Here is a 13812-nt window from a genome sequence, read left to right as displayed (position 1 = left end):
CGGCGCGGGGGAGCCGCCACGAATTTCCTGGAGGGCGTTAGTGAGCACCCGTGTCTACGCGCTGCCGATCGAGCAGACTCGCTGGGAGGTGCCAGGGGACGGCACCACCGTGTTCGACTGGAACTACGACGAAGGCAGCGACCGTCTCCTGAGCCTGTACGAGAAGGGCAAGCAGAAGCAGTGGGACGCGTCCGACCGTCTCGACTGGTCCATCGAGGTCGACACCAACAACCCGATGGGCGTCCCGGAGCAGACCATCGCCATCTACGGGTCGCGGGTGTGGGACTCCCTCGGGCAGAAGGACCGCGGCATGGTGCGCCACCACCTCGCGTCCTGGCAGTTCTCCCAGTTCCTCCACGGCGAGCAGGGCGCGCTGATCTGCTCGGCGAAGATCGTGCAGACGGTGCCGGGGATCGACGCGAAGTTCTACGCCGCCACGCAGGTGATGGACGAGGCCCGCCACGTCGAGGTCTATTCCCGCTACCTGCACGAGAAGCTGAAGATGGCCTACCCGATCAACCCCGGCCTCAAGGCGCTGCTCAACGACGTCATCTCCGACTCGCGCTGGGACATGACCTACCTCGGCATGCAGGTGCTGATCGAGGGACTGGCGCTGGCCGCCTTCGGCCTGATCCGCGACAACGCGTCCGAGCCGCTCGCGCAGGCGCTCAACACCTACGTCATGCAGGACGAGGCCCGGCACGTCGCCTTCGGCAGGCTCGCACTGCGCGAGTACTACCCGCAGCTGACCCAGGCCGAACGGGACGAGCGCGAAGAGTTCTGCATCGAGGCCTGCCACCTGATGCAGGAGCGGTTCGTCGGCGAGGAGGTCTGGCGCAACCTGGACATCGACGCGGACGAATGCGTCGAGTTCATGCGCAACTCCGAGCACTTCCGCTCATTCCGCAGTCACCTGTTCTCCCGGATCGTGCCGACCCTCAACGACATCGGGCTGTTCGGCAGCAAGATGAAGCACGCCTTCGGGGAGATGGGCATCATCGGCTACGAGGAATACGACGTCCAGTCGATGATGGAGCACGACGAAAAGATCGCCGGCGACCTCGACCGCGCTCGCATCGAGCAGGTCGAGAAGGCGATCAAGCTGGGTGCCGACGAAGACTGACCGGCACCGCGGGTCTCCACGGATCGATTTCTCGAGAAAGTGACAAGAACCAGTGGTCAGGAACGACGATGACTGAGCCAGCACGCACCGCGCGGGGATACCGCGCGGTCACCGTCACCGCAGCGGGGGGCACTTTCCTCTCGATGCTCGACTCCACCGTGACCAACCTGGCGATCCCCGACCTGCACCGGGACTTCTTCTCGGCCAGCGTCGTGGGACTGTCCTGGGTGGTCAGCGGATACGCCGTGTTCTTCGCGGCACTGCTCGCGCCCGCCGGGCGGCTCGCCGACGTGCTCGGGCGGCGGCGCCTGTTCGTCCTCGGCATCGGGCTGTTCACGCTGGCGTCGCTGCTCTGCGCCCTGGCGCCGAGCCTGCCGATACTGGTGATCGCCCGGATGATCCAGGGCGCGGGCGCGGCGGCGATGATCCCGGCCTCGCTGGCGATCCTGCTGCTCGACGGCCCCGCGGACAAGCGGGCGAGTTCGATCGGGCTGTGGAGCGCGGCTTCCGCGCTGGCCGCGGCGGTCGGCCCGAGCATCGGCGGCGTGCTGGTCGACCTGTTCGGCTGGCGGTCGGTGTTCCTGATCAACCTGCCCTTCGGCGCCCTGCTCATCTTCTCCGCGCTGCGGTTGCTGGAGCGCCAGCCCCGCCCGGAGCGCGGCAAGATCCCCGATCCGATCGGCACCGTCCTGCTCGCCGCCGGGATCGGCGCGCTGACCCTCGGGGTCACCGAGGGCGGCAGCTGGGGCTGGGGCGACGTCAAGACGATCGCCGCGCTCGCCCTCGGCCTGCTGGTGCTGGTGGGGGTGGTGGTGCGCTCGCGCAGCCACCCGGTGCCCGCGCTGGACACCACGTTGTGGGGCAACCGGACCTTCATGGCGGCCAACGTCGTTTCGCTGTTCTACGGCATGGCGCAGTATCCGTGGCTGCTCGTCGGCGTCCTCTACATCACCGACACCTGGCGGTATTCGGAGCTGCAGGCCGGTCTCGCGATGTCGCCGGGCGCGATCGCGGCCTCGATCGCGGCGTTGGCCATGGGCAAGATCGCGGCGAAGTTCGGCGGCCCGCGCTTCGCGACGCTGTTCGGCCTGGTCGCGTTCCTGGCCTGCGGGGTCTGGTTCATGTTCGGCACCACCGAGTACCCCGCCTTCGTCTCGCTGTGGCTGCCCGGTGGTTTCCTGGTCGGCATCGGGATGGGCGCGGCGACCTACGGCACCTCCGCGGCGGCGGCGATGTCCGCGCCGCCGCTCAAGTTCGCCAGTGCCAGCGGGCTCAACACCACCGCACGGCAGTTCGGCGGCGCGCTCGGCGTGGCGATCCTCGCCGTGATGCTGCAACTGCAGGCCGCTCCCGACGGGAGGATCAGCCTCGCGGCATACACCTCGGTCTACACCGTCTGCACCGGCCTGGTACTGGCGGCGCTCGTGGTGGCGTTCGTCTGGCTGCGGTTCACCCCGCCGCCCGCCCCGCCCGCCCCGGCCGCACCGGCCGCACCGGCCGCATCGGTGGCCGCGCCCGCGGCGGCGCGCACGGAAGAACGGGAACCCGCGGCGGACTAGTGTCGTGTGATTCTGCTTCCTGACGATTTGCTGGGGATCCAGGTGGATGCATCGGTGCCGCGAGGCGCCGCCTGGGCCCCGGCAAACGTAAGACGAGCAGGATCACGCGACACTAGTGTCTTGGGCTCCACGGTGACAACCCGCCGGCACGGCGGGTCGGGGGATCAGGCTCCCCGGACCCGCCGTGCCGGTGTTCTTCACGGAAAGGGATAGGGACGAATGAGCGACAGCACGGGGGAGCGGCGCCGGGTGGCACTGGTGACCGGGGCCAACAAGGGGATCGGCCGTGAGGTGGCCCGGCAGCTGGCGGTGGCCGGGTTCACCGTGATCGCCACCGCGCGGGACGCCGAGCGCGGCGGCGCGGCGGTGCGGGAGCTGGTCGCCGAGGGCGCCGGGGACCTGCGGTTCCTCCGGCTCGACGTCACCGATCAGGAGACGGTGGCCGAGGCCGCGCGCTTCGTCGAAACGAACTTCGCCGGGCTGGACGTGCTGGTGAACAACGCCGGGATCACCGGTATCACCCGCGGGCAGCGCAAGGAGCTCGACGAGCTGACCGTCGACGATCTGCGCGCGCCGCTGGAGACCAACTTCGTCGGCGTCTTCGCTGTCACCCAGGCGATGCTGCCGATGCTGCGCAAGGCTTCCGGGCGGGTGGTCAACCTGACCAGCACGCTGGCCACGTTCGGCCGGGTGGTGAAAGAGGGACCGCAGCGCGCGGACCTGTTGCCCTACCTCACGGCGAAGGCCGCGGCGAACATGGCTTCGGTCGTCTACGCGGCGGCACTGCGGGAGGCGGGGGTGACGGTCCACGCCGTCTCGCCCGGCTACATCGCCACGGACATGAACAACTTCGCGGGGACCAAGTCCGTCGAGGAGGGCGCCCGTGTCGTCGTGGGGGTCGCGACGACCGGTGAACTGCCCGAGCGGGCGCTCCTCGTCGAATCCGGCACTCTGCCCTGGTAAGACGCTGCCCTGGCAGCGATGATCGCGGCTACCCGGCCGGAAGTCCCTGAAGGCCACCTTCACAGCGTCTAACGCCGTCAAGGTGGCCTTCACGGCATCACCACAGCGGTCAGATGGGGATGAATCAGGCGTAAATGTGGCGTTTGTGTCCCTTGTGGACGGCCGTGGCCCACCCTGTCGGACTCCCGCGCCTCGTGGCGGCGCCTGAAGGTCGCCCTTGTCAGGTTCACCGTTGCAAGGGCGACCTTCAGCAGCCCGCAGAGCCTCCCGAATCAGTCGAATGCGGATGAATCGGGCATAGTTGCGGTGTTCGTGTCCCTTGTGGACGGTCCGCCGCTCATTCTCCCGGCGGGTCACAAGAAGTGCGAAACCTCAGTAGTAAGGGCTTCAGTCCTTGCGCAGGCCTTCGAGGATGGCGCGGGCGGCCGGCGTCCACGACGTCGGCCGCCGCGTTTCCTGGTCGAGCCGGATGTGCACGCGCTTGCCCTCGGCGTGCACGATCGAGCGGTCGGCGGAGAGTATCCGGAACCCGTAGGTGGCGCTCGAACCGCCGAGCTTGTCCACCCACAGGTGCACGCCGATCGTGCTGGTGCCGCGGATCGGCGTCAGGTAGCCGATCGAGAATTCGGCGACCACCAGGAAAACGTCGGGCTGGCTGTAGACGCCGTTTTCGAAATGGAACCCCTGCCGCGTCCAGAAACCGGTCAGCGCTCGCTCGACCAGGATCGGGTACCGGGTGTTGTGCACCATCCCCATCAGGTCGAGATCGTCGAAATGGGTCGGCAGTGGTTCGACGTGGCCGAATTCCACAGCGGGCTGCGCCTCAGCAGTCACGGCAGTCCTTCCGGTCCGGAAAAGTTCCGAAGTAGTAGCGATTGTGTGCCGGTCAGCCTACCACGGGACACTCCCGCGCAGAGCTGCCGGAAAGCCGTTCACCAGGCCACCGGGAATTGCTTGAACCCGCCGAGCGCGGCCTTGTCCCGCCATTCGAGCTGGTCCGGATCGACCGCGAGACGCAGTTCCGGAAAACGTTCGAACAACGCGCGCAACCCGATTTCCAGTTCGGCCTTCGCCAGGCTCGCACCGATACAGAAATGCGGTCCGTGACCGAGGGAAAGCAGCGTCCCCGTCGTCCTGGTGACATCGAAGGTGTCCGGGTCTTCGAGCACCGACTCGTCCCGTGACGCCGCGCCGACGTGCGCGAGCACCGCGGCGCCCTTCGGGATCACGACGTCCCCGAGCGGGATGTCGCAGGTGGCGATCCGCGGGTTGATCACGACCCCGGGGTTGTCCAGCCGGATGAGTTCCTCCACCGCGGCGGGCCAGCGCTCCGGCTCGCGGCGCAGCAGCGCCACCTGGTCCGGGTTTCTCAGCAGGGTCAGGGTGGCGCTGGCGATCACCGTCACGCTGGTGTCGTGCCCGGCGACCAGGATGGCCGTGCCCAGGTGCATGACCTCCGACTCGGTGAGCGTGCCCTCGCTGTCGGCCACCGAGGTGAGCACGCTCAGTAGATCGTCGCCGGGGTCGGCGCGCTTGGCCACGACGAGGTCCTTGAAGTACGCCTTCATCGCGCCGAAGGCCTCGGCGATCTCCGCGCCGGTGAACTCGCCGAGTGACATGATCCGCTCGGTCCAGTCCACGAACTTCTGGTGGTCGGCGAAGGGCACCCCGAGCATTTCGCAGATCACCCGCAACGGAAGCGGCCTGCCGAAGGCGAGGTTGAGGTCGACCGGCCCGCCGTCGGCGGCCATCTCGTCCAGCAGTTCGGCGGTGACCTCGGCGATCCGCGGCCGCAGCAGCTCCACCCGGCGGGCGCTGAAGGCCTGGTTGGCGAGCCCGCGGACCCGGGAGTGGCGCGGCGGGTCCATGTTCTGCACGCTGTCCGGGTTGGGCAGCGTGGCCTGGTAGCGCGGGGCGCCCTCGGCGAACACCGCTTCACGGCTGAAGCGCCGGTCGGACAGGACCGTGCGGGCGTGCTCGTAGCTGGTCACCAGCCACCCCGGGTCGCCGGTGGCCAGGTTGATCGGGCACACCGGCTGGTCCCGGCGCAGCTGGGCGTACTCGTCGACCGGCGGTGAGCTCGGATCGGTGCGCAGGATCGGGTAGGCGAGCGGTTCGGTCGACATACGAGGTGCGCTCCTTGCGGTGGAAGGGATTCAGGCGGGCACGGCCTCGACGACGGACAGCGTGCCCGGGGTGGGGATGATCCGGGCCACCTTCAGGTCCGCCGCGCTGAGTAGCCTGGTGAACTCCTCTTCGGTGCGCTCCTTGCCGTCGAAGATCGTCATCATCGCGACGTCGTAGAGCTTGCTGGCGTGCGGTTCGTTGCCCGGCGGGATGACGGCGTCGACCACCAGCACCCGGCCGTGCTCGGGCAGGGCCGCCCGGCAGCTGCGCAGGATCTTCAGGCTGTCCTCGTCGTTCCAGTCGTGCAGCACGCGCTTGAGCACGTAGAAGTCCTCGCCCTCGGGAACGGCGGTGAAGAAGTCGCCGGCGGCGGTGCTCCACCGATCGCTCAGCGAGTCGTCCAGGATGTGCTTGGCCAGCACCGATTCCTGCTCGAACAGCACCCCGCGCAGGGTCGGGTTGCGCCGCAGCACGGTGTTCAGCAGGCCGCCGGGACCACCGCCGACGTCGACGACCCTGGCGCCCTCCGGGAACTCGTAGGCGGCCGCGATCGCCTCCTGTTCGAGTACCGAGATCGCCGCGATGCCCGAGTCGAACAGCGCCGCGCGTTCGGGGTCGCCCGCCAGCAGTTCGAACAGCGGAGCGCCGAAGAGGTCGTCGAACACGGTCTTCCCGGTGCGCACGATGTCTTCGAGCCGCCCGGTGGAGCGCCAGTAGATGTCGTCGGTCAGCAGCAGCACGGTCTGGCGCACCGAAGGCCGCGCGTCGGCACGCAGCGGCTCGGACAGCCCGGTGGCGTGGAACGCGCCGGTCTCGTCCTCCTGGAACACCCCGCGCGAGGACAGGTAGCGCAGGATCCGCTGAAGATGCGAGGCGTCCGCGCCGGTCGCCTCGGCGAGTTCCGCGGCGGTCCGCGGCCGGTCCGCCAGCAGCTCGGGAATCTCCAGCCGGATGATCACGCGCAGCGAAGCGGGGTACAGATACGCCAGCGCGTCGCCGAGCAGCTGCCGGATCATCGCACCGGGGTCGGTGGGCTGGGTCGTTGCCACGGGGTTTCTCCTTCGGTGCCGGATCTGTCACGCTGAGTGTCGCGACTCCGGTTGACGGGCCGCTGACGGATCGCTGACGCCGTCAGCGGCCGGTCAACGGGACTGGGCAGGATGGTGCTGTTCCCCCAGGCCGCCCGGAAGGTGCCACGATGCCAGCGGAAACCCACCTAGCCGCCGAAGGAACCCTGAGCTGGCAAGGCTTTCAGACGTGGTACCGGGTCGTCGGCGGTGACGGCGCGGACCGCGCGCCGCTGGTGGTGTGCCACGGCGGGCCGGGGATGACGCACGACTACCTGTCTTCGCTCGCGGCGCTGGCGGGCACTGGCCGCGCCCTCGTGTTCTACGACCAGCTCGGCAACGGCCGCTCCGGCCGCCGTCCCGACGCCCCCGCCTCCTTCTGGACCCCTGAGCTGTTCGTGCGTGAACTCGAAACACTGGTCGAGTCGCTGGGTTTCGACGACGGTTACCACGTCCTCGGGCACTCCTGGGGCGGGATGCTCGCGCTGGAACACGCGACCCGGCGACCCCGCGGCCTCCGCTCGGTGATCGCGTTCAGCGCCTACGGCTCGTCGGCGCTGTTCCGGACGGAAGTGGCCGCGCTCGTCGCCGCCCTGCCTGCCGAGACGCGCGCCGCGATCGAGCGGCACGAGGCGGCGGGCACCGTCGAGTCCGACGAGTACCAGCAGGCGGTGCGGGTGTTCTACCGCGAGCACGTCTGCCGGACGAGGCCGGTGCCGCCGGAAGTCGTGCGCACCCTCACCGCCATGGGCCAGGATTCGACGGTCTACACGGCGATGGCGGGCCCCAGCGAGTTCACCATGACGGGATCCCTGCGTGACTGGGACATCACGGACCGCCTGGCCGCGGTGGACGTCCCGGTCCTGCTCGTTTCAGGACGCCACGACGAGGTGACGCCGACCGCGGTGTCGCAGCTGCGCGAAGCGCTGCCGAGCGCGGAGTGGGAGCTGTTCGAGGAGTCGAGTCACATGGCACACCTGGAGGAGCCCGCCCGCTTCCACCGGACGGTCACCGGGTTCCTGGCGAAAAACGACGTCGCTACCAGGTGACCGGCAACGCCTTCGGCCCGCGCAGCAACCTGCCCGACTTGAACACCACTTCTTCGGCGGGCACCGCCAGGCGGAGCCGGGGCAGCCTGCGCAGCAACGTGCCGAGTCCCACCTGGAGCTCGACCCTGGCCAGCGGCGCGCCGAGGCAGTGGTGCAGACCATGCCCGAACGCGATGTGCGGGTTGGCGGTCCGGTCGAAGTCCAGTTCGTCGGGCCGGGCGAACGCCGCCTCGTCGCGGTTGGCCGCGGCGATCTGCGCCACGACCGCTTCCCCCGCCTTGATCACGACGCCGCCGAGTTCGACGTCCTCCTTGGCGATCCGGCAGAAGGTGACCACGCCCAGCGGGGTCAGCCGCAGCAGTTCCTCCACCGCGGCCGCCACCAGCTGGGGTTCCGCGACCAGCCTGTCCCAGTGCGCGCACTGCTCCAGCAGGGTGAACACGTGCCCGCTGAGCTGGTTGGCCGTCGTCTCGTGCCCCGCGCTGAGCAGGGTCGTGCCCAGGCGCACCAGTTCCCGTTCCGAAAGCCGGTCCTCGACGTCGCGGGCCGCGACCAGCGAGCCGAGCAGGTCGTCACTGGGCTCCCGCCGCCGCCGCGCGACCAGTTCGGTCAGGAACTCGTCCAGTGCGTCCTGTGCGCCCATGATCTCTTCGATCGAGGTGCCCGAGATCGCCGTGGCCAGGTCCGACCACTCGTGGAACTGCGCCCGGTCCTCCTCCGGCACGCCGAGCAGCTCACTGATCGTGGTGATCGCCAGCGGCAACGAGAAGTCCGCCACCAGGTCCGCCTCGGGACCCCGCTCGACCAGCCGGTCGACGAGGGCGTCGACCTGAGCCTGCACCTTGGGCCGCAACGACTCGACGCTGCGCACGGTGAACGCCCTCGCCACCGTCCGGCGCAGCCGGGTGTGCTCGGGCGCGTCCAGCGACAGGATGCCCGGCTCCGTCTCCAGCATCGGCAACGTGCGCGGGACGTCCCGGTCCATCGCCGCCGCCCGGCTGAACCTCGGGTCGGCCAGCACCAGCTTGACGTCCGCGAGACTGGTCACCAGCCACGCCTGGCCGCCGTAGGGCATTTCGAGCCGCCCCAGCTTGCCCGAACGACGGAACTTCCCGTACTCCGGCGACAAGGCCAGCTGGGCCGCCTCCGGAAACGGGTACGGGCACACCGGCCGGTCGACCGTCGTCATCGAATGCACTCTCCTCGCGGTAGGCGCCCAAATCCTGCCCGAGTCTAGTGGAAACACCGCTGCCTCAGGCCGGCCGGAAAGTCACCGCCGCATCCTCGGATCGTGCGTCGGGTCGGTTTCAGGGCGCAGTTCGTAGCGCCAGGGTTCGTTGCGGTGGATCTGGCACGGCCCGTGCGCGGCGCCGTGCTCGGCCAGCCACGCCCTGGCAACGGTGGGCCCGATGTCGACCGCGTTACCGACACGGGAGCGGACGTGTCGGGGGTGGCCACCCAGCGCGCGGCCTCCTTTTCCGAGCCCTACTTCGAGATCGCCTGCTGGAGCAGTCGTTCCTGGTACCCCGGGGAACGCCAGCCACCGTTGACGAAGAACTCGACCGAAGATCCGCACGGGGTCGGGGACAGCGCCCTGTGCCGTGCCGAGGTCTGTCGTGCTGTTGTCTGGCTCATGCCGCCAGTCAAGGCGACGTGGTGTTGCCGTCACGTACGTGGTTTTCGATAGGCCGAACCGGGGCCGATTCAACTTGCCGAAATCAGATTGTGCGTCCTGGCGTAGACCGCGAGCACGTCCTCAATGCGAGCGGCGAACTCCGCATTCGCTCGTGGCGGGATGTTCCAGCACTTCCTCAGATGAGGGCGCAGTTCCGTAAGGATTTCGACCCAGTTGCTCGGATGCGGCTGGCCGGTGGTGACCACCAGCGTGGTGCCGGGTGCGTCGGCTAGTTCGATCGCGTAAGCCAGGGGGCTCAGGCGCGTGGTCTTCACCGCGTCGAGTACCTGCGTGGCTGAGAACGCGTCTGAGAACTGTCGCAGCAGCCGCAGCTCGAAGCCTCGATCACCTGTCCTTCAAAGCCGCTTACCCTCCACAAAGGACGGAAAGTCCACCCATTCGCCCGTTTCATACCGACATGACCGTTTCATGCGTGCCCCTGAAGGCCACCATGACAGCGTTAAACGCCGTGAAGGCTCCCATCAGGGCACACGGCAAACTTGCGGTAGCGACCGAAGGGACTTTCCCTCGACTCAACCTTGCAAAGTCCCCTTCATCAGAACAAGACCGTGTGAAAGTCCCCGTCAGTCACGCGGCCCTGGGCGCCAAACTGGACGACATGACATCAGTTTCCGGACGCCTGGCTAAGGGATTGACCATGGCCCGATTCCGACCACGACGGTCGGCACGGTCTCATTGCCGTGTGCGCCCGAGCGGCGCATGGTCCTTCGTCGACCTCCCGGCGCTGGCCGGTATCGTCATGGACCTGCGGCCGACGTTCGACAGACACCCGGTCTGCACACCCGCTGTTGGACAAGTACGCCCCGTGGCTACACGACCTGCTGACACCTCCCGCCCGCCCTCGGGGCGGGCAACATCACCGCCTAACGCCACCGCGAAAGCCTGTCTGTGGGCCCGACCCCTTCTGCACCGCAGGTCCGTGCCGACGGCGATAATCTGACCGACTCTTAACGAAATCGGCCAGCGACACGCGACAGCGTTCGGCCGGATTCACCGCATGGCGGCGAGCGACCCTCGGACTGCTGTGCCCACAGCCCAGCGGCGATGATCACGGCCTGGCGTCTTGTGACTGTCGTCGGCTGAGCGTTATGTCGTGGCTGCCACCAGCGGGATGAGCACGTCGTCCACGATCTCGTCGATGACGGAGTCGGGGATGGGTGTGCTGTTGAGCAGGAAGTAGTCCCGCAGCAGGCAGGGCCCGACGCTCGCGACCCTGGGCGTGAGCGCGCCCGCGCGAACCTCGCCGCGCTCGGCCGATCGACACAGGATCTTGAGAAACAGGTCGTGCCTGCGGTCGACGAACCGTTGCCGCGCGAGCCTGGAGATCTCCGGATCCGCGATGGAGTCAGCGAGCACGCGGCGGGCCACCTCGCCCAGCGGTCCCGCCATGATCGTGGCCATGTGACGGAGCACGGCGACCAGGTCGCCGCGCAAGGTGCCTGTGGTGGGTAGCTCCTCGGGGGTGGGAAAGCTGTGCACCAAGGCGTCCATCACCAGGTCGGTCTTGTTCGCCCAGCGGCGATAGAGTGACGCCTTACTGGTCCGTGCCCGATCGGCGACCCGGTCCATCGTCAGGGCCGGGTAGCCGTTCTCCTTGAGCTCGTCGATCGTGGCCGCGTAGATGGCGTCGTTGAGCTTGTCCCCGCGCCGACGCGGCCCCTTGCGGTGGTCCGCGGTCACCACACTGCCCCCATAGGGTCCGTTGCGTTCTCTGTCGTGCGTACACTACCTTGGGCTTAGTGAACGTTTCGTTCTCTAATATCTGGAGGGTTCCCGTGCGCGTACTGGTCGTGTCCACGCCTGGAATTGGGCATATTTTCCCGATGATCCCGCTGGCCTGGGCGCTGCGCGCGGCAGGACACGAGGTTCTGGTGGCCACCGCGGGCGCGGCGCTGGTGGCCGCGCGGGCAGGTCTGCCGGTGGTCGATGTGGCTCCCGGTTTCGACATGGGCGCGCAGTTCGACAAGATGCGGCGCGAACAGCCGGAACTCGTCGCGGAAATGCTGGCCGCCAGGCTGACCGATCTGCGCGCCGTCATTCCCCAGTTCGCGAGAATCGCGGACCTGCTGGTCGACGGAGTCGTCCAGGCCGCCGAGCAGTGGCAGCCCGACGTCATCGTGCAGTCCACGACCCAGGGCTCCGGCCTGGTCGCGGCGAGCAAACTCGGCATTCCCCTGGTGGATCACGGTTTCGGCCTCGCCAGGAGCGGTGATGTGCACGACCTGCTGCGCGAGAACATGGGCGCGGCCTTCGCGCGGCACGGTGTGGACACCCTGCCCGGCCGCACCGCGCACATCGACGTCGCCCCGCCGAGCCTGCTCACCGAGCGGCCGACCGGCTGGTCGATGCGCTACGTGCCCTACGGCGGCGGGACTGTCCTGCCACCGTGGCTGCTGCGAGAGCGCGGCGGCAGGCCCCGGATCGCTGTCACCCTCGGCACCGTGGCCCCGAGCACGACCGGCCTCGGCCCCGTCGAACGAATCATCGACGCCGCCGGGGGCATCGACGCCGACTTCGTGATCGCCCTGGGCGACGCGGACACCAGCGGCCTCGGCACGTTGCCGCCGAACGTGCAGGTCGCGGGCTGGATCCCGTTGCCTGCCTTGCTGCGCGTCAGTTCGGCGCTGGTGCACCACGGCGGATCGGGTTCCACCCTGGGCGCGCTGGTCGCCGGCCTGCCGCAGCTGGTGTTGCCCAGCGGTGCCGACCGGCACATCAACGGCAACGCCGTGCACAACACCGGCGCGGGGATCTGTGCCGAGGAGGAGGAACTCGACGCCCGGTTGCTGGAGCACCTGCTCGGCGAGGAGAAACTGCGCAGTCGCGCGCGTGAGGTCAGTGCCGAGATCGCCGCACTGCCCTCCCCGGCACGCATCGTCGACGACATCACCGCCCTGACCCGGTAGCCGCCCCTGGGCGCCACCGTCGTGACCCCAGGGCGACACGCTGAGAACAACGCCGCCGTGCCATGATGCTCGACCTGTGCCGGGGCTTGCGATTTTCAGCGTCATCCAGGATGCGCCGGGCTCGCGGGCTCCATCGGAATGGGCCGAGTCTGACCGGATTGTCTTGGGGGTCAGTGAGGGTGCCTGAGAACCGACGAACCATCGCTGACACCGGTGGTGCGGGGACCCAGCCGGGTTGTTCTGTTGTCCGGGCTGCTGTACCCGGCAACTGACCGGGCATGGCAATCTTCTGGCGACACCAGGCCGGTGCTGATGAATCGCGCTGGACGTACGAGTGTTTCCGCGATGACGAAGGACGAGGAGGCCAACGTCCGCTCTTCGCGCGGAAGGAGTTCCGCCGGCCAGTTCTGGTAGGTCACCGGTCGTAGACATCGCTGCGCGGAAGCCGCGCCGATCGAGCCAAAGTTTCGGTTCCACCGCGCTGGACGCCTCGACCCTGATCATGCCGATTGGCGGGTTCCTGCCCGCCACCCACCCGGCAGCCGGAACGCCGCGGTGTCGCCCTGCAGGGCATGATCGACCGGTTCGTGGACGAGGTTCTTGTCAACTGATCGTGCCCCTGCGTGGGTATCGCGCAGCGCGACAGCCGAATGTTGATGCGCGCGAGCAATGGGGGAATCGACCGATGACAGGTTGCGTACCTGCTCGTCACGCTCAGGAGTTGCACCGCTGAGAAAGGACGCACTTGACGTTCATAGACTGGCGTTTCGTGCCATTGATGATGATGGAAGAAGGTAACCACGACGGAGCGGCCACAGCTTGTCCGGTTGTGCGGCCGGCTCCGTCGCGGGTTGCTCAGATGGCGTGAACGCCCTGGGCCTGCGGGCCCTTCTGCCCCTGGCCGATCTCGAATTCCACGCGCTGTCCTTCGTCCAGGGACTTGAAGCCGGTACCCTGGATCTCCGAGTAGTGCACGAACACGTCAGGACCGCCACCGTCCTGAGCGATAAAACCGAAACCTTTTTCGCCGTTGAACCACTTCACACTGCCCTGAGCCATGCCTGGAACTCCCTATAGCTGAACTGATGATCACGTGAATACCGCCTGTCATGCTAGACCCTTGCCGGACGCTGTGGGGCACACTTGGGCTGGAAGTGCGGGTGCCTGCGGAGGCGGCGGGAAGTCGCGCCGCGGGGGATTGGCGCCGTGCTCGATGTGTCCGGTCGCGTCGTGCCGGCCCTGTCGGTCGCGCTAAGTGGGGGACCCGCGTAAAGAGTCCTTCTCGTTCCGGCTCAGTCGTGACCGGCAGCTGTCCGCCCGCG

At 68.3% G+C, this 13812-nt stretch carries 13 protein-coding genes; 5 read left to right on the top strand and 8 right to left on the bottom strand.

Features of this window, described 5'->3' with window-relative positions; translation table 11 throughout:
- The first annotated feature begins 40 nt into the window (after window positions 1-40).
- The 3 genes from QMK34_RS06890 to QMK34_RS06880 all read left to right on the top strand — a co-directional run bounded on the left by QMK34_RS06890 (window position 41) and on the right by QMK34_RS06880 (window position 3645).
- Window positions 41-1123, top strand: coding sequence for a ferritin-like domain-containing protein (locus QMK34_RS06890; RefSeq protein ID WP_326412697.1), 1083 nt, complete (start codon window positions 41-43; stop codon window positions 1121-1123).
- A 68-nt stretch (window positions 1124-1191) separates the two neighbouring features.
- Window positions 1192-2682: a DHA2 family efflux MFS transporter permease subunit gene (locus tag QMK34_RS06885; RefSeq protein ID WP_326412695.1), complete on the top strand. Its 1491-nt coding sequence runs from the start codon at window positions 1192-1194 to the stop codon at window positions 2680-2682.
- Between the two features lie 219 nt (window positions 2683-2901).
- Entirely contained in the window at window positions 2902-3645 is a 744-nt protein-coding gene (locus QMK34_RS06880) for an SDR family NAD(P)-dependent oxidoreductase (RefSeq protein WP_326412693.1), read from the top strand.
- 387 nt (window positions 3646-4032) lie between these two features.
- Here the strand turns inward: QMK34_RS06880 and QMK34_RS06875 are convergent, their stop codons facing one another.
- The 3 genes from QMK34_RS06875 to QMK34_RS06865 all read right to left on the bottom strand — a co-directional run bounded on the left by QMK34_RS06875 (window position 4033) and on the right by QMK34_RS06865 (window position 6821).
- Window positions 4033-4479, bottom strand: coding sequence for an acyl-CoA thioesterase (locus tag QMK34_RS06875; RefSeq protein WP_326412691.1), 447 nt, complete (start codon window positions 4477-4479; stop codon window positions 4033-4035).
- Window positions 4480-4577: 98 nt separating this feature from the next.
- Window positions 4578-5771 carry a cytochrome P450 gene (locus QMK34_RS06870; protein ID WP_326412689.1) on the bottom strand — a complete coding sequence of 398 codons (1194 nt, stop codon included), beginning with the start codon at window positions 5769-5771 and terminating at the stop codon, window positions 4578-4580.
- A 30-nt stretch (window positions 5772-5801) separates the two neighbouring features.
- Entirely contained in the window at window positions 5802-6821 is a 1020-nt protein-coding gene (locus QMK34_RS06865) for a methyltransferase (protein ID WP_326412687.1), read from the bottom strand.
- A 149-nt stretch (window positions 6822-6970) separates the two neighbouring features.
- On the opposite strand from QMK34_RS06865, the gene QMK34_RS06860 reads away from it, so the two are divergent.
- Complete coding sequence (locus QMK34_RS06860; protein ID WP_326412685.1) at window positions 6971-7888, top strand: proline iminopeptidase-family hydrolase; 918 nt, start codon at window positions 6971-6973, stop codon at window positions 7886-7888.
- On the opposite strand, the gene QMK34_RS06855 is transcribed toward QMK34_RS06860, so the two are convergent.
- From QMK34_RS06855 to QMK34_RS06840, 4 genes are all read right to left on the bottom strand, one after another.
- Window positions 7878-9077, bottom strand: a complete 1200-nt coding sequence (locus tag QMK34_RS06855) for a cytochrome P450 (RefSeq protein WP_326412683.1) — start codon at window positions 9075-9077, stop codon at window positions 7878-7880. The genes QMK34_RS06860 and QMK34_RS06855 overlap by 11 nt on opposite strands.
- 296 nt (window positions 9078-9373) lie before the next feature.
- Window positions 9374-9523 (bottom strand): hypothetical protein, encoded by a 150-nt coding sequence (locus QMK34_RS06850; RefSeq protein WP_326412681.1) that lies wholly within the window; start codon window positions 9521-9523, stop codon window positions 9374-9376.
- A 69-nt stretch (window positions 9524-9592) separates the two neighbouring features.
- A complete protein-coding gene (locus QMK34_RS06845) occupies window positions 9593-9838 on the bottom strand; it encodes a hypothetical protein (RefSeq protein WP_326412679.1) in 246 nt (81 codons plus the stop codon).
- Between the two features lie 832 nt (window positions 9839-10670).
- Window positions 10671-11264, bottom strand: coding sequence for a TetR/AcrR family transcriptional regulator (locus QMK34_RS06840; RefSeq protein WP_326412677.1), 594 nt, complete (start codon window positions 11262-11264; stop codon window positions 10671-10673).
- Between the two features lie 143 nt (window positions 11265-11407).
- Between QMK34_RS06840 and QMK34_RS06835 the strand changes: the two genes are divergently transcribed.
- Window positions 11408-12490, top strand: a complete 1083-nt coding sequence (locus QMK34_RS06835) for a nucleotide disphospho-sugar-binding domain-containing protein (RefSeq protein WP_326412675.1) — start codon at window positions 11408-11410, stop codon at window positions 12488-12490.
- 855 nt (window positions 12491-13345) lie between these two features.
- On the opposite strand, the gene QMK34_RS06830 is transcribed toward QMK34_RS06835, so the two are convergent.
- Complete coding sequence (locus tag QMK34_RS06830) at window positions 13346-13549, bottom strand: cold-shock protein (protein WP_326412674.1); 204 nt, start codon at window positions 13547-13549, stop codon at window positions 13346-13348.
- Between the last annotated feature and the right edge of the window lie 263 nt (window positions 13550-13812).

It is taken from the genome of Amycolatopsis sp. H20-H5, from assembly GCF_035828755.1.
Taxonomy (GTDB): Bacteria; Actinomycetota; Actinomycetes; order Mycobacteriales; family Pseudonocardiaceae; genus Amycolatopsis.
Note: the sequence above shows the minus strand (reverse complement) of the source record. Positions and strands in the feature narration are given on the sequence as shown.